The sequence below is a fragment of the Bullifex porci genome, from assembly GCF_009695635.1.
GTDB lineage: Bacteria > Spirochaetota > Spirochaetia > Sphaerochaetales > Sphaerochaetaceae > Bullifex > Bullifex porci.
On sequence record NZ_VUNN01000017.1, the window covers coordinates 38,091 to 52,825 of the forward strand.

Consider the following 14,735-nt stretch of genomic DNA (forward strand, 5'->3'; position numbering starts at 1 on the left):
TGCAGTTAGTTCCTAGGGGAATCGAACCCCTATTTAGAGACTGAGAATCTCCCGTCCTAACCGTTAGACGAAGGAACCATCTCTACTGGGATGGAGGGATTCGAACCCCCAAAGGCAGAACCAGAATCTGCAGTGTTACCATTACACTACATCCCAATTAATTTGACCTTGATTACATTACTAAATCACAAAAAAACAGTCAATACATATTTTAATAAAAATGTAAATTTGCACAAAACAATTTATATTTTTGTATTATTTATAGGAGATAGTAATGAATAATATTAAAGAAGAACACGTTGCAACCCTAATTAACACACTTTATTTCTCAGGAAGGAACGTAATAAAGAAAACACATATTGAACAAATTGAGTCAAAAGCTATAGATGAAATAACTAAATTAATAATGCCTGGCTCTAAAAGAACAACTAGGTACTCATCAGAGCTAGGCACTATACATCTAGTAGAATATTAATCAAGGATAGCTCTTTTTGAATGCAGCTACTCTTGAGTAAGCTGTAAGCTTATCATCATCCTTCCAGCCGTCCTTTAAATATCTATATCCAAGACCTGCTATCATGGCTCCATTATCTGTACAAAGCTTTAGAGAAGGAAATGTAACTGTATAACCACCCTTCTCTAGTTCCTTAAGCTCGCTACGAAGTAATGAGTTAGCAGCAACACCACCTCCAGCAGATACTCTCTTTAACCCAGTATCCTTTAAGGCTGCCTTTACTCTCTTCATCAAAATACCAACTGCAGCTCTCTGAAATGATGCAGCAATATTTTCTTTTGTTGCTGGAGCATTATTATTTCTGAATTTATCAAGCTGGTTAATAACACCAGTTTTCAATCCAGAGTAGCTCATATCATATGGATGCTCTCCCCTATCCAAGGTAGGACCAGGGAAAAGGAATGCCATAGGATCACCAGACTTTGATAATCTATCAATAACTACACCACCTGGATATCCTAAATCATAGAACTTAGCAACCTTATCAAAGGCTTCTCCAATAGCATCATCTATTGTAGTACCTAAGACATCAACATCATCATATCCATTAACCTTACAAATAACTGTATGTCCACCAGAGACTAATACACCAAGATATGGGTATTCTAATGGATTTTCTATTTGGGATGCATATAGATGTGCTCTAATGTGGTCAACACCTAAAATTGGAATATTTAAGCTAGCAGCAAAGCCCTTAGCAAAGTTTACTCCAACTAGTAATGAGCCCAATAATCCTGGTCTATTAGTAACTGCTACAGCATCTAAGTCCTTATTAGTTAACCCAGCTTGCATAATAGCAGCCTTTACTACCTGACTAATCCATTCTGTATGTAATCTAGAAGCTAATTCAGGAACAACTCCCTGATATGGTTTATGTAGCTCTATTTGAGTAGCTATTACATTGCTTAAGATTTCTCTTCCATCTTTAACTACTGCAGCTGAGCATTCATCACAGCTTGTTTCTATTCCAAGTACAATCATAGCTCTTCCTCATCAAAATAATCATCTTCATCGGTAGGGCCAGCTGTCAGTAAAGCTGCATAGTAATCCATTAGCTCTAATGGAAGAATATCATTATAAAAGCTTGCAACATTTTCACAGATAGTCTCACCAACTAATACAGATGGTTCAGGATTATATCTCATTGGGATTGATAACACAATTTCATCGGAAATTGGTCTTCCTGAAAGGATTGCTCCTCTCTCTTTATTTTCCATTGAGTTCCTCCTGTAATATAACTTAGTATAATCAAAAAACAATAATATGTAAATTTGACAAAAAATCTATGCTAGAGTATTCTTTTTTTGTTGTGCCGTAGTAGCTCAGGGGTAGAGCACTTCCCTCGTAATGAAGTGGTCATGGGTTCAATTCCCATCTTCGGCTAAATAATTATATCGTTTTATATGTTGATTTACAAATTAACGTGAAACAGAATAGCGAAGCCACCCAAAAAGGTGGCTTCTGAAATGTTTGAAGGTCAGAGGATCAGATAGACCCCGGTCCCGTTGAGTTCCAATGGATTGTACAGGAGACAGATGCATTTGCAAACAGGGGGCTTTCTGGCTGGTTGACGTAGATGTTGGTAAGTCTGTTGCAATTTTCGAATGCAGAGCCTCCGATTTCCGTGACACTTGACGGAATCGTGATACTGGTCAGGCCGGTGCAACCATAGAACGCTTTCTCTCCGATTGACTTGACACCTTCCGGAATCGTGACGTTGGTTAGCCCGACGCAACTATAGAACGCAGAGCTTCCGATTGACGTGACACTTGCCGGAATCGTGATACTGGTCAATCCGGTGCAACCAGAGAACGTAGAGTCTTCGATCGAAGTAACACCTTCAGGAATCGTGATACTGGTCAATCTGGTACTATCAGCAAACGCATAGCTTCCGATTGAAGTAACACCTTCAGGAATCGTGATACTGGTCAGGCTGGTGCAAGCAGAGAACGCGAAGCTTCCGATTGACTTGACACTTGCCGGAATCGTGATACTGGTCAGGCTGGTGCAAGCAGAGAACGCGAAGCTTCCGATTGACTTGACACTTGCCGGGATCGTTATACTGGTCAATTTGGTGCAACTAAAGAACGCACCGTTTTCGATTGACGTTACACTTGACGGAATCGTGATACTGGTCAGGCCGGTACAGTGACTGAACGCAGAGGTTCCGATTGACGTGACGCCTTCCGGAATCGTAATACTGGTCAGGCCGGTACAGTTCCAGAATGCAGCGCTTGCGATTGACGTGACACCATCCACAAGCCTTACTGAAGCAAGAGTCGTGTTCTCAGTTTCGGAATAGTCTACTGTTGCTGTCTTACCCCACCATGCCTCAGTCGCACCGGATGTATTCAGGTCCGCGCTTGTAGTTACAGTTATGGGTACCAGTCCAAGGTCCGACGCCTTGTACCGTCCCTGACTATCAGGTGTAGCGGAAGTGTAGATTGTGTACGGATACGTGATCGGAGTCTGGTCGCCAAGCGCATTCTCCGCATATCCGACTACAATTGCGTTATCAGCAACGGTATCAGGATAGATGTCAAAGACACTGTTGAACACCTTCCAGATGACGTTGTCCTCTACTGTTCCTTCCGGCTTGCTTCCGTTGACCGTTAACTTGACCACGTCCATTGAGATTGTTGCCGTAGTCGTAGTGTGCATGTCGGTCATGATAAGTGTCGTCGCAGTGCCTGCATCACCGAAAGGCGTTCCATCGTCATCAAGGTAGTCGACGGTGATCGTTGCGATGCCGTTGTCGACGTTGGTGAACACAGCCGCTTTGCTTGCATCCGTATCGGTCTCATCGAAGGAAAGGGTGACGGTCTGGTCGAATTTACCGCTCTGGAGCCTTACCGTAGCCTTCTTGCTGACGCCTGCATAGGCTTCATCGAATGTGACATTAACGGTACAGGACCCCTTTCCCGTATTGTTTGTGAACTTCAGGGGTACATCCGCGGTAACTGCAAGCACAGTAGAGCCGTTTCCTACGCTGAAATTGTCGAGCTTGCCGTTTAATATCGCCTTTGTGTTTTCCGTCTCCGCCATCCCCGCCTCAGTCCTTGCCTCAGCTGTAGCGAAGCCACGCAGGAATATGTTCCATACGCCTCTGCCCAGCTTCAGGGTATATCCAAGGCCGGGGCGTTCCGAAAGGTTGGTCCATCCTTCGGTCTGTCCGATCGTGATGCCGCTCACGTGCTCCGCCTTATACTGGAAATAGACGTTCTCTATAAGTACGGAGTCGACGCTTCCTGAACTGACGGTAGTCGTCCTGGCTTTAAGGTTCTGGAACACGACATTGACCGTATCCGCTGTATCTTTGAATAAAGAACCCGGCGCCTCACATGACACGACCAACAACATGGTCGCCATCAGCATCACCATTAACTTCTTCATTTGCTTCATGTTTTTACTCCTTTCATTTAAAATAATTACACCTGTATTTACAGATTAAAGAAGACTTAATTATCATTCATATTAATATTTTAACATCCTTAAACAGATCTTGCTTTTTGTCCCAAAGGGTCCCTTTTCTGATAATTGCCTGATGGTGACATCAACCTCTTAGCTCAAAAAGCACAGCAGCAACAACTTGATCATCTCCATTATGGATGTAGCCGATTATCTGTAGCCGTCCAGGAAAACCTTCTTCGTCTACGATGTAGGACAGGCTACTTGTGGACAGGTCTATGTCGCCGTTCCTTGTCCATTCGCAGTACCAAGTATCAGGAGCGCTGATATTAATCACATACCTGCCGTCTTTATTTTTGGAGACCACAACATCTTCCTTATCCATCCCATATACGTAAATCTTTATGATGTTCAGGGCAGGGATACTGATTGTTGGTTTTTCAGGTTCTGTTTCCGGTTCATCGATTCCTGGCGTAAAATATGGATATACTGTAATCGGATAGGTGGAAGGTTTTTCTCCGGCCTCTGCGTATTCGGCATCCGGATCCACAGACGGATCCGATGTAAACCAGCCGATGAACTTCATTCCTTCTCTTGTCGGATGGGGCATCGTAGGCCAAGGGACATCGGCATCCAGCGTAATTTCTTTTATGGAAGAGTTTTTACCGCCGATACAGGAAAGGTCAATGGAATATCTTGTCTTTCCGGTTATCGTGAGGCTTTCCAGCTTATCAGGATTGGGCAGCGATATATTGAGGGGACGTGTACCCACTGTATCTATCGCTTCCGCATTGACCGTAAGGGTTGTCAGATTTTCAGGAAGGGAGGCTTCGCCAAGGCTCAGTACATTTGGGATTGAAAGTGTGGTTACATTGGTTGCATGTTCGTAGGCATGGCTGTTTATAGCCTGTATGCAATCGTCCACATTGATTGTCGTAATCTGGCTGAGGTCTACATTTTCCTTGTAGCCGTTGAACACTGCTACATAATAGATGTTGCCGTTGATTTCTACGACCTTTGGAAAATCCGTATCATAAGACGTAAGGAATGTGACTTCAGCATATGCAGACTCATCCCCTAATGGAAATGAATAAGGCTGAAATGAAAACTTCGGGTACTGTATCCTGTAGACGGAGCCTTCAACGGAACATGAGGCAAGCACCATCAACATAACCATGATGGAGAAGATGGTGGGGAGAATGTATGTCTTCTTTTGGGAGCGTTTACGAAATTTCATGCCCACCTCCAGACTAGAGCAATATTGGGCCTTATGGAAAACATAAGGGTTCTTTCTTCCTTAGGACCGATTACATCAAGTGCTGCAGCCGCTTCAATACCAAATGCCAAAGTGATAAAACTGCACCCTACATGGAACCTTCCGGAAACCCCTATGGAAGGACAAAGGGTTGCCCAACTAAGATTTGTCCTCCATGATGCACCAATCATGAGAGCTCCTTCCACAAACGCCCTGCATTCACCTTCTGAGAAAAGAAGAACAGGAGACAGAACCCCTATCGTTGCAAACACGTCTGTACAGTATACGATACGTCGATCTGGTACGGGACAGAACTCTGGTTTGTACTTTTCCATTGCGATACGGATTTCTCCGCCGAAGGAAATCCTGTCATAAAGAGAATAAGAAAGCGACATTGACGTGGCCGGTATTGGGTCGGAAAATCTTACAGGTATAATCCCTTCCATGTTATGGAGTGCATAGAAGTCTATGCCGGATAAATTGTATGAAAAGGACGGTATCTGAACTGAAAGCATAACACTTCCCTTATCCCGCTGTAAGGGTAGTTCTTCTGCTGTGTCAATCGGAATGCTGACTTTTGCCCACACGGAGCCTGTTACCGCAATCAGGACCATTAGGACAACAATTCGCTTTAGTATTAATCTTTCCATACTACTACTAATTTAGCACTAAATAAGCTTATGATTCGACCCCCACTAAGTTAATCATATGCTAGAGACATGTCAAGACAATTAGTTAAAAAATTATCCAAATAATTAAGCTATCTTCTATATTAATATTAGGGAAAGTTCCCTGTTTATATACTTCATCTGGGGGCGTGATAATCTAAGCTTTGATGAATACTTTCATAATTAAAATAGTAAACAAATTCATTAAGGCTTTGTTGTAGTTGATAAGATTCATGATAATCTCTTAAAAATACCCACTCATATTTCAAAGTCCGCCAAGTTCTCTCGACTCGTAATGTGAAGTTTCGCATTACGAGTCTTGTGGTTGCGGAGAAGTTCTAGACAGGATTTTATGAACCTCTTCTCCATACTATGATAGTGGATAAGAAGCTCAAGGGAATCAAGGCTGTACAGACTCTTTCAAGGCTTAACAGAACCTGTGCAGGAAAGACCGACACATTTGTCCTTGACTTCATAAACTCCACTGAAGATATCCAAAATGCCTTCCAGCCTTTTTATCAGGAGATGATGCTTGAAACAGAGGTCAACGCAGATCTTGTCTATAAGGTAAAAGACGAGCTTCGCGGGTACAATATCTACAGCGACAATGACGTCATCGCTTTAGCGGCAATCTGCTTTGATGCAAATGAAACTAAGGGGACTGATGCACAGATGGGTAAGATAGCTGCCGTTCTTAATCCTATCGTCAGCAGATACAATTCCATGGAAGAGGACAAGCGGTATAACTTCCGCCGCAATCTGAGATAGTTTACGCGTTGGTATGGTTTCATCTCTCAGGTATGCAGAACTTTCGATGAAATGCTCCTAAAGGAAAATGCCTTTTGTACCTATCTTCTTAAGCTAATTCCTTCTGATTCTGTTGAGATTATTGACCTCGAGGGAAAGCTGAAGCTGGAGTATTACCAGCTAAAGAAGACTTTTGAAGGTCAGGTCAATCTCAATGAAGGTTCGACAGTCATAACACCTGAAACAAAACTTAGACTCAAAGGAAAGGATGAGAAGAAGCCTCTAGATGAAATTCTAGAGCATATAAATGAGAAGTACAAAGGAGAATTCACTGATGGCGACAAGGTTGTCATCCAAGATCACCATGACAGGTTGATAAAGAACAAGAAATTCAAAAATGTTGCGAATAACAATGACTTACAGATGTTCAATGATAGCATGTTCACCAGTTACTTTGATGATGCAGCACAGGACGGATATACTGAGTCACAGCAATCTTATATGAGCATATTTGAGGATCCTGCTAAATACAGTGCAATTAAGAGCGCTCTTGCAAGTGTACTATATAAAGAACTGACTGACTTGGGAAACGTGCTATTATAATGACAACACACCATGACAAAGTAGCACATTGAATCGAACTATAGAGGGATTAAGCCTTTCCCCATAATCAAGGAAAGTCCCCTCGTTATAAAGACAATCAATTCCCTTATTAGAGAAAAAAATAGGATCTTGAATTACTCAAGATCCGTTATTACCTCTCTAATGATTAATTAGCTTGCACTCTTATTAACTGAAGAAGGAGTATTATCATCATACTCATGTTTGTGTTCATCGTAAGAATAAGGATAGCTACTAAAGTTACTACCTACCATTGATAGATAAGCCTCTCCTGCATCTACTAGAATGTCTAAAAGTGTTCTCTTCATAGTTTTTTCTCCTATGTATCAATATCTACAACAAGGTTGTAGTCCGATTCGAATAGTTTTAACAGTTAGCGCTATTGTTAAAACTCCCCAAAGACACTTTCCTTTTTTATTCTTACACCCTATATAATGAATTTATTTTAATTCGTCTAGATACAAATCATAAATTTGTATACAGATTTCCAATATTTTTACAAAGATAATTAATATGAACAATCAGAGACTCAAAATTCTCTTTAGACTCTCCGCTCTTAATTGACAGAGAATATGAAAAACCATTATTAGTCCAAATAGCAGAGTAATAAATACCATCATTACCTCTAAGCTGTACCTTATTAGAATTAATATTAATTTCTAAATTATCCTTAAAATCATAATAAAGACCTGAAATATCACCAGTGATATTCGCTTTTCTTATTACAATTTCATCACCACAAAGTAATTCGATCATCTTATCAGTAGTATTTAATACTCTATAATTTGTTATTCTCTCACTTATATTATTTGGAATTGAAATTGAAAATCCTGCAAGCCTTTCAGCTTCAATTAAAGAGACACAATCAACAAATGGATTAGCAAGAGTTGTTGTATTAACACTCTCACTTTGCTTTGTTGATGAACATGAAACTAAACTAAGCAATAAAATAATAACTAATAAATACTTCATAATCACTTTCCTGAAACAGCTAAATCCTTTACTAATACAGAAGGTGTACCAAATCTCTCAGATGATAATGTGACATCAAACTCTAAATCATTAGCAACCTCTACAACATTTTCTAACAGCTTATAAAAGTTTCCACTTACAGTAAATTCATTTATAGGCTCACATACCTTTGAATCTCTAATTCTAAAGCCAGCACTTTCAATAGAGAAATCTCCAGTAATAGCATTAGCTCCCGCATGAAAGCCCTTCATTTGAGTTACATAAATTCCGTTGTTACAAATTTTAAATAGCTCCTCTAACGATAATTCACTTGGCTTAATATAAAATGAATAAGAGGCAATTCCAGAAGCCCCACTTATTGCACTTCTATATCCATTACCTGTAGAAGCCTTTCCACATTTTGAGCCATATTCAAGATTATATAAAAGAGTTTTTAAAACACCATTTTCTATAACATTCTTTGTATAGCAAGGATGACCATCACCATCAAAGGAGGCTTGCATCCTATACCCAGCATAAAATGGGTCGTCAATAATAGTTATCTTTTCAGAAGCTATTCTTTCACCCTCTTTATCCTTATATCTGGTAAGAGAATAAGCACTACTTTTTCCTGTAAAAACAGAAAAGAAGGTATCTAGTATTTGGTTCATAGCATCTGGAGAGAAAATAATATTGTAGCTCCCACTTTCTATCTTTTTAGGATTAAGCTGCTTTATTGCTTTATCAACGCTATCTGTAATATCAGCATTATTAATTAAACCTTCCTTAACAGAATATGCATTTTGAATATCGCTATTATCACTAACCTTACAATTTGCCATTAAATATGCATCGTCACTGCTTTGAATGAGCTCTAAGCCCTTAGAGGATGCAAAATATCTAATACTCTTTCCATAAGCTGCTGAGCAGGTACTTCCATCAATAACTCTATTATCCTTTTGATAAAGTGTTTCTAAAGCCTTTAAAGCAAGCTTTTTAATATCAGAAAGATTATAATTAAGCTCTGTAAGCTTTTCTATCTCCTTGTAGCTTACTTTTTCATCAAAGATTATAGGCTTTTCTGTTTTATCATAAAGAGTTGCATTATCAATAGCTCTTTCTATAAGACTTTCAAGCTCACTACTCTCTAATAGCTGAGTAGAGGCACACCCCTCTTTACCATTTTTAATAACTCTAATAGAAAGTGCTGATGAAAAAGAAGATGCTTCCTTAATTATCTCATGCTTAAAGGAATTAGCACTTACACTAACACTATCACTAATAATAAGCTCCCAATCATCAACATTGTTTTTCTTACAGATATTAGAAGTATTAATCATCAATTCATGATACTTATTCATCATCTACCTCCTACAGTAATACTCTTTACTCTAATAAGAGGCTGTCCTACATCTGTTGGAATACTTCCTGAGGAAGAGCCACACATACCCTGTCCTGTTAACAGATGCTTTCCTACCATATCTATATTTTTAATTACCTCAGAGCCCTTTCCAATTAGTGAGCACCCTCTTACAGGGTATGTAATCTTACCTTTTTCAATCATGTAGGCTTCATCAACTGCAAAATTAAAGGCTCCTGTCATAGGATTAACAGATCCACCACCCATCTTACGAGCATAGATACCATATTCTATTGAGGAGATAATATCTTCATCCTCATCATTTCCTGCAGCTATAAAGGTATTAGTCATTCTTGAGGTTGGACAGAAAGAAAAATCCTGTCTCCTAGCAGATCCACTAGAAGGCATATTCATTCTCCTTCCATTGAATCTATCAACCATATAGCGCTTCAATATTCCATTCTCAATTAGTACCTTTCTCTCGGTAGGAGTTCCTTCATCATCGATATTTACAGAGCCCCATGCATTAGCAATAGTTCCATCATCAATAGCTGTTACCTTCTCATTAGCTATCTTCTCACCTATTTTCCCTGTAAACTCACTATTTGAATAAGCGACAGAGCTTGCTTCCAAGCTATGTCCCGTTGATTCATGGAATATAACACCACCAAAACCATTTTCAATAGCAACAGGAAATACTCCTGCTTTGCAATATGGTGCGCTAAGCTTTACTAATGCAGAGCGAGCAGCTTCATTTCCAATATCGCTTGGTGTAATAGAGTCAAAAAGCTCAAGGCCCATAGATCTTCCAGGAGAGCAGCTACCTGTCTGACACTCACCGTTATCACTTGCAACTGCATTTACACTCATTCTGACTCTTATTTGTCTATCTGTAGTTAATAGCCCTTCAGAGTTAGCAACTAAAATATTTCGATCAACATCTAAATAGGTACCCATTACCTGAGTAATTTTACTATCTCTATTTGTAGCAGCAGCTAAAGCACTCTTTAATAAGTCAACCTTAAAGACATTTCTAACAGAGGAAGGAACAACCTTAATTTTATGAATATTTGTATTAACTCTTTCTGTAAGATAAAAATCACTTACAAGCCGTGATGAATCAGAAATTGATGACGCAACACTCTCTGCACATCTTTTAATTCCATCAATAGAGAAATCTGAGGTTGATGAATAAGCACTTCTTAAATCCTTATAGGCTCTAATACCAATACCACTAATTGTTCTATCAACTATAGAGTCAATATTAGACGAAGAACCCCTAGAAATCATAGAAATAGTTTTATTTAAGGTTCTTTCTACAAATACTTCAGCAAAATCAGCCCCAGTTGATAGCGCAGTATTTAAAGCTAAATAAATCTTATCCTTACATAGAAGCATCCTTAACACCTTCCCTCTTTGATATTTGATAGATAATAACTGCACCAACGATAAAAGCTATTATAGAAAGTGGAATTTCCCATCCAATTGGTGTACCAGGATAGATTGGGAATACCGATCCAATTAAAAAGCCTAAGATAATTAAATATGTAACCTCTGGATATTTGCTCATGCAAATATCTAAGACCTTAGTTAATAGAATTACTCCAATACAAAAGCCAAGGCCAAATGGAATTAATACAATAATATTTAATGTACTAATAGCACTCATAATAAACTCATAGGAGCCTAATATTAATAATAGATAAGAGAAGCTAATACCTGGTAAAATAAATCCTACAGCAACAATAATTCCAATTAAGCACTGTGTTAAAGCTAAAGAAGCTGTAAAAGGAGCAGCTGGATCAAACTCTAGCTTTGGAATTAATTGACAGCTTAAAACAACTATAATTCCTATAATAAAATAAAGTAAATCCAAGAAACTAAATTCCTTTATTTGAGCCTTTTTATAAAGCATTGGAACAGAACCAAATACAAGTCCAATAAAGAAGAACATAGCTATTCTAGGAAATCTATCTATTACTCCTAATATTGGCTTTGCGCACAATACAATTCCAATTAAAGCAAAAATAGAAAACTGAATAAGAAATTTTAAATTATTCTTTATATCCTTAAAAAAGGAACTAACAGCAGTAATTAATTTACCATAAATTCCTAATACCATTGCCATTGACCCACCGGATACACCAGGGACCATCATGGTTGAACCAATTATAAAGCCTTTAATTATTGTGTCTAATGAAAACATATAATGAATATACAATATTAATTGAGGTAAAAAAAGCCACATCCAAAGATGTGGCTATATGAAATTAAATTAGAATTATCTTTCCCAGAAGAGATTAGCTCTAATTGTGAGTGCATCAATAGGCTTATCACCAACGTTCTTACCAAACTCTAAGCGATAGTAAGAAGCCTCTAGGTGGATAACGTTCATTACGTTAACACCAAGACCTAATGAAACATATCCCTGGTTGAGACCAGCTCTAAGCTCGAATACACTTAAGAGCTGAAGTTCAATACCTGCTCTAAGGTGAACAAGTACATTACTAAGTGATGCACTATTAAAGAAGCCAATAGTATCAACAAAGTCAATTGCAATATTAGGATCAGCAAGCCAAGAAAGTCCAAACTTTGGCTTCCAACCAAAACCAATATCAAGAGACATTGGAGACTCAATCTTTAGGTTATTTTTGATTGTATCCTTAGCATTGTTATTAGCATTCTTTAAGCTTGCATATTGAGAGAAGCTAAAGTTACCATTGAGGTTTCTCAATACTGCACTGAAGGTAACTCCGCCTGGTACATTTAAGTTTGCACCAAGATCAATAGGAACTGCGTAACCAATCATGATAGGAGTTGTTTCCTTAAGAGATTTAACAAATGTAGAAGAATCATTAACAGCACCCATGATTGTACTTACATCAACCTTTTCATAGTAAGCTCTAAGATCTAATCTAGCAGCAATACCTAAATCAAAATTAACCGGGTTATTTTTAAAGAATCTATAGCCGAAACCAAGTGAAGTAACTACATCTATCTGTGGTACTACTGCGATATCTACAACACTTGTAGATGGTGTATATGTATTAAGATTAAACTGGGTATCAACTGCAAATGCAAATCTACCTAATTTAGCTCCAACACCAGCATCTGTAGTTGCAATCTTATTATTACCTGCTTTACCCAAGATATTAATTAATGCATCGGTATATTTTCCCATATCATCTTTAATATTCTTGTAGTTATCAACAATGCCGGTAGCTATTAAATCTCTTGTATTATAAAGAGTAATTGCAACATTAGGAACATTCCATACGAGTCCCTTCTCTCCAAGAGATGCAGGGTTAACATATAACGCATCCTGATTAGATCTTACAGCTATACCAGCTCCACCCATAGAAAGAATTCTAGCACTAGTCTTAGAATATCTATTAGTTACCATGTTATATGTAACATCATCTGATGGAAGCATAGAATCTACAGCAAAAATTGATGACATGGAAATAGCCATGACAAGAATAGCAATTAATACTTTTTTAACCATTGTTTCCTCCAAAAGATGAAATTAACTCATTAATAATACTTTCAGATTCTAAAATATCTACTTTTCCTGTAGCAATCTTTGCAGCATTATAAAGAGTTAATGTATCATTTAATAGCTCTTTTACTTCTGGTAACTCCAACTTTTTTTTATCAGATAATGTAGAATTATTTTCTAATGCTTTAGCTGCGTTTACAGCAGAAGCAGCAGCATTAACAATTAACTGAGCTTGAGCCTTATCTGCCTCAGTAAAATTATCTGAATTTGCAGCTTCTTTATAATCTTCAGCAAGGCCTTTTAATAAATTATTAACATTTTCAGGTATTCCTGTTGTATTAGCTGCAGTTGTTAAAGCACCGGAACCTAATGCATAAGTTCCTTGAATAGCTTTTTTAGTATCTTCATCAGTTACAGCCTTACTAAGTTCTTTTGCTAATTGATCTTTAGCAGTAGGAGATGAAATTGCTTCGTTAATGCTTGCTGTAAGCTGTTCCTTTTTTTCTTCAGTCTGTGGTGCTAGAACGCCTCCATTATTTATTAAATTTTGTAAACCAGTATCAGTAACATCAACTGAAATCGGTTGTCCACCAATATTAACAGTTACTTCATTACCACTAATGGATGCAGGTGTTTTCTCTGTTTCAAGAGCATCTAATACCTTATCTACAGCTTCTGTGCTTGGCTTAACGATACCTGTTTTAATATAAACGTTAGTGTCTGTACCATCCATTACCTTTAATAGAGTGTCTGTCAAAGAACCACTACATGATACAAACAATAATAGTGTTAACAATACTAATGTAAAAACACACAAAAATTGTTTTCTCATACACCCTCCTCGAGTGATTATAGTTAATTCATTATAGTTATATCTTATAAAAAAAAACAAGAAGAAATAAAATCGGTTACCCATTGAAGTAATTAACACTAAATAAGTTATTAAAACTGCTATATTTAAATTATCCCTCTATCTTATTTAAATATTTGACTATCGAGCTTTTTCTTCTCCATTGGCTTAAAGCTTAAATCAAAATCTTCAGCTTCCTTTTCATCAACATAATATACCTTTGGAGTCATATAATTAGCTTGATCACAATCCTTTAAATAGCCTTCCTCTAATTCTTTATATAGTAAGAAATCTACTGTTGAGCCATAATATAAAATATTTTTGTCTTTTGCTCTTTCAAAGCCTAGCTTTGAATAAAAATCATAGTTACCTTCCATTAAGAGAGCCTTAATACCTTGCTCTTTAGCTTTATTTAAAGCAAAGGCTAAAAGAATCATCCCATATTTTTTTCTTTTATAATCATTATGTATTGCAATAGGACCAAAGGTGGCAATCTCTTTTGTGCTACCATCCTTTAATTTTAATTCAGCCTTATGAAATACTACTTGGCCAATTAAAACATCATCTAAATACATTACAAAGTTTAATTCCTTGTAAAATCCAGGAGATGATCTCATAACATGTAAAACATAGTGCTCTAAGCAGCCAGGTCTATAAACATTCCAAAAGGAATCCCTTACTAATTCTTCTACAGCTCTTTCTTCACTATTTAATTCATTTCTAATTATTAAACTCTATACTAAGAGCATAAATCAGACAGGGAGGTGAAAATAATTCGAATAACAGCTACCATATCAAAGGAGTAAAAAAGATATGGGTAGAAACAAGAAGACTTACACAGATGAGTTTAAGCTTAAATGCA

General features: G+C 37.7%; 17 protein-coding genes and 3 tRNA genes. 4 read left to right on the forward strand and 16 right to left on the reverse strand.

Annotation, left to right across the window (positions count from 1 at the left end; all coding sequences use genetic code 11):
• Positions 1-6: 6 nt before the first annotated feature.
• Both FYJ80_RS08560 and FYJ80_RS08565 read right to left on the reverse strand, forming a co-directional pair.
• A tRNA-Glu gene (locus tag FYJ80_RS08560) sits at positions 7-78 on the reverse strand.
• A 7-nt stretch (positions 79-85) separates the two neighbouring features.
• Positions 86-156, reverse strand: a tRNA-Gln gene (locus FYJ80_RS08565).
• Positions 157-274: 118 nt separating this feature from the next.
• Between FYJ80_RS08565 and FYJ80_RS08570 the strand changes: the two genes are divergently transcribed.
• Positions 275-475, forward strand: coding sequence for a hypothetical protein (locus FYJ80_RS08570; RefSeq protein ID WP_154425973.1), 201 nt, complete (start codon positions 275-277; stop codon positions 473-475).
• Here FYJ80_RS08570 and tsaD read toward each other — a convergent pair whose 3' ends face one another.
• The gene (gene tsaD / locus FYJ80_RS08575; protein ID WP_154425975.1) at positions 476-1,495 is read right to left on the reverse strand and encodes a tRNA (adenosine(37)-N6)-threonylcarbamoyltransferase complex transferase subunit TsaD; all 1,020 of its coding nucleotides are present in this window, start codon (positions 1,493-1,495) and stop codon (positions 476-478) included.
• A complete protein-coding gene (locus FYJ80_RS08580; protein WP_154425977.1) occupies positions 1,492-1,731 on the reverse strand; it encodes a hypothetical protein in 240 nt (79 codons plus the stop codon). Before FYJ80_RS08580 ends, tsaD begins: the two co-directional genes overlap by 4 nt.
• A 94-nt stretch (positions 1,732-1,825) precedes the next feature.
• Here FYJ80_RS08580 and FYJ80_RS08585 point away from each other — a divergent pair.
• Positions 1,826-1,897, forward strand: a tRNA-Thr gene (locus FYJ80_RS08585).
• 102 nt (positions 1,898-1,999) lie between these two features.
• On the opposite strand, the gene FYJ80_RS11765 is transcribed toward FYJ80_RS08585, so the two are convergent.
• From FYJ80_RS11765 to FYJ80_RS08605, 4 genes are all read right to left on the reverse strand, one after another.
• Positions 2,000-3,916: a leucine-rich repeat domain-containing protein gene (locus FYJ80_RS11765; protein ID WP_206361040.1), complete on the reverse strand. Its 1,917-nt coding sequence runs from the start codon at positions 3,914-3,916 to the stop codon at positions 2,000-2,002.
• Positions 3,917-4,067: 151 nt separating this feature from the next.
• The gene (locus FYJ80_RS08595) at positions 4,068-5,159 is read right to left on the reverse strand and encodes a hypothetical protein (RefSeq protein ID WP_154425979.1); all 1,092 of its coding nucleotides are present in this window, start codon (positions 5,157-5,159) and stop codon (positions 4,068-4,070) included.
• The gene (locus FYJ80_RS08600; protein WP_154425981.1) at positions 5,156-5,827 is read right to left on the reverse strand and encodes a hypothetical protein; all 672 of its coding nucleotides are present in this window, start codon (positions 5,825-5,827) and stop codon (positions 5,156-5,158) included. Before FYJ80_RS08600 ends, FYJ80_RS08595 begins: the two co-directional genes overlap by 4 nt.
• Positions 5,828-5,982: 155 nt before the next feature.
• Complete coding sequence (locus tag FYJ80_RS08605) at positions 5,983-6,156, reverse strand: integrase core domain-containing protein (protein WP_154425983.1); 174 nt, start codon at positions 6,154-6,156, stop codon at positions 5,983-5,985.
• Between the two features lie 67 nt (positions 6,157-6,223).
• Here FYJ80_RS08605 and FYJ80_RS08610 point away from each other — a divergent pair, with 67 nt between their 5' ends.
• Complete coding sequence (locus FYJ80_RS08610) at positions 6,224-6,613, forward strand: hypothetical protein (protein WP_154425985.1); 390 nt, start codon at positions 6,224-6,226, stop codon at positions 6,611-6,613.
• Positions 6,614-6,664: 51 nt separating this feature from the next.
• Positions 6,665-7,195, forward strand: a complete 531-nt coding sequence (locus FYJ80_RS08615) for a hypothetical protein (protein WP_154425987.1) — start codon at positions 6,665-6,667, stop codon at positions 7,193-7,195.
• A 170-nt stretch (positions 7,196-7,365) separates the two neighbouring features.
• Here FYJ80_RS08615 and FYJ80_RS08620 read toward each other — a convergent pair whose 3' ends face one another.
• The 8 genes from FYJ80_RS08620 to FYJ80_RS08655 all read right to left on the reverse strand — a co-directional run bounded on the left by FYJ80_RS08620 (position 7,366) and on the right by FYJ80_RS08655 (position 14,601).
• A complete protein-coding gene (locus tag FYJ80_RS08620) occupies positions 7,366-7,521 on the reverse strand; it encodes a hypothetical protein (RefSeq protein ID WP_154425989.1) in 156 nt (51 codons plus the stop codon).
• A 157-nt stretch (positions 7,522-7,678) separates the two neighbouring features.
• Positions 7,679-8,185 carry a hypothetical protein gene (locus FYJ80_RS08625; protein ID WP_154425991.1) on the reverse strand — a complete coding sequence of 169 codons (507 nt, stop codon included), beginning with the start codon at positions 8,183-8,185 and terminating at the stop codon, positions 7,679-7,681.
• A 2-nt stretch (positions 8,186-8,187) separates the two neighbouring features.
• A complete protein-coding gene (locus tag FYJ80_RS08630) occupies positions 8,188-9,525 on the reverse strand; it encodes a TldD/PmbA family protein (RefSeq protein WP_206361042.1) in 1,338 nt (445 codons plus the stop codon).
• On the reverse strand, positions 9,525-10,922 hold the full coding sequence (locus tag FYJ80_RS08635; RefSeq protein WP_154426011.1) for a TldD/PmbA family protein: 1,398 nt from the start codon (positions 10,920-10,922) through the stop codon (positions 9,525-9,527). Before FYJ80_RS08635 ends, FYJ80_RS08630 begins: the two co-directional genes overlap by 1 nt.
• Positions 10,909-11,730 carry a DUF368 domain-containing protein gene (locus tag FYJ80_RS08640; RefSeq protein WP_206361044.1) on the reverse strand — a complete coding sequence of 274 codons (822 nt, stop codon included), beginning with the start codon at positions 11,728-11,730 and terminating at the stop codon, positions 10,909-10,911. Before FYJ80_RS08640 ends, FYJ80_RS08635 begins: the two co-directional genes overlap by 14 nt.
• Positions 11,731-11,805: 75 nt before the next feature.
• A complete protein-coding gene (locus FYJ80_RS08645; RefSeq protein WP_154425997.1) occupies positions 11,806-13,029 on the reverse strand; it encodes a PorV/PorQ family protein in 1,224 nt (407 codons plus the stop codon).
• Positions 13,022-13,855 (reverse strand): hypothetical protein, encoded by an 834-nt coding sequence (locus tag FYJ80_RS08650; protein WP_154425999.1) that lies wholly within the window; start codon positions 13,853-13,855, stop codon positions 13,022-13,024. The genes FYJ80_RS08645 and FYJ80_RS08650 overlap by 8 nt, the downstream gene beginning before the upstream one ends.
• Positions 13,856-13,998: 143 nt before the next feature.
• Entirely contained in the window at positions 13,999-14,601 is a 603-nt protein-coding gene (locus FYJ80_RS08655; protein ID WP_328596768.1) for a GNAT family N-acetyltransferase, read from the reverse strand.
• Positions 14,602-14,735: the final 134 nt, after the last annotated feature.

Excerpts from the sequence above, each read along its gene's own strand:
- FYJ80_RS08620 (WP_154425989.1), bottom strand. The coding sequence starts at position 7,521 with ATGAAGAGAACACTTTTAGACATTCTAGTAGATGCAGGAGAGGCTTAT.
- FYJ80_RS08615 (WP_154425987.1), top strand. The coding sequence starts at position 6,665 with ATGCTCCTAAAGGAAAATGCCTTTTGTACCTATCTTCTTAAGCTAATT.
- FYJ80_RS08640 (WP_206361044.1), bottom strand. The coding sequence starts at position 11,730 with ATGTTTTCATTAGACACAATAATTAAAGGCTTTATAATTGGTTCAACC.
- FYJ80_RS08600 (WP_154425981.1), bottom strand. The coding sequence starts at position 5,827 with ATGGAAAGATTAATACTAAAGCGAATTGTTGTCCTAATGGTCCTGATT.
- FYJ80_RS08635 (WP_154426011.1), bottom strand. The coding sequence starts at position 10,922 with ATGCTTCTATGTAAGGATAAGATTTATTTAGCTTTAAATACTGCGCTA.
- tsaD (WP_154425975.1), bottom strand. The coding sequence starts at position 1,495 with ATGATTGTACTTGGAATAGAAACAAGCTGTGATGAATGCTCAGCTGCA.
- FYJ80_RS08650 (WP_154425999.1), bottom strand. The coding sequence starts at position 13,855 with ATGAGAAAACAATTTTTGTGTGTTTTTACATTAGTATTGTTAACACTA.
- FYJ80_RS08625 (WP_154425991.1), bottom strand. The coding sequence starts at position 8,185 with ATGAAGTATTTATTAGTTATTATTTTATTGCTTAGTTTAGTTTCATGT.
- FYJ80_RS08630 (WP_206361042.1), bottom strand. The coding sequence starts at position 9,525 with ATGAATAAGTATCATGAATTGATGATTAATACTTCTAATATCTGTAAG.
- FYJ80_RS08605 (WP_154425983.1), bottom strand. The coding sequence starts at position 6,156 with ATGCGAAACTTCACATTACGAGTCGAGAGAACTTGGCGGACTTTGAAA.
- FYJ80_RS08580 (WP_154425977.1), bottom strand. The coding sequence starts at position 1,731 with ATGGAAAATAAAGAGAGAGGAGCAATCCTTTCAGGAAGACCAATTTCC.
- FYJ80_RS11765 (WP_206361040.1), bottom strand. The coding sequence starts at position 3,916 with ATGAAGCAAATGAAGAAGTTAATGGTGATGCTGATGGCGACCATGTTG.
- FYJ80_RS08645 (WP_154425997.1), bottom strand. The coding sequence starts at position 13,029 with ATGGTTAAAAAAGTATTAATTGCTATTCTTGTCATGGCTATTTCCATG.
- FYJ80_RS08595 (WP_154425979.1), bottom strand. The coding sequence starts at position 5,159 with ATGAAATTTCGTAAACGCTCCCAAAAGAAGACATACATTCTCCCCACC.
- FYJ80_RS08570 (WP_154425973.1), top strand. The coding sequence starts at position 275 with ATGAATAATATTAAAGAAGAACACGTTGCAACCCTAATTAACACACTT.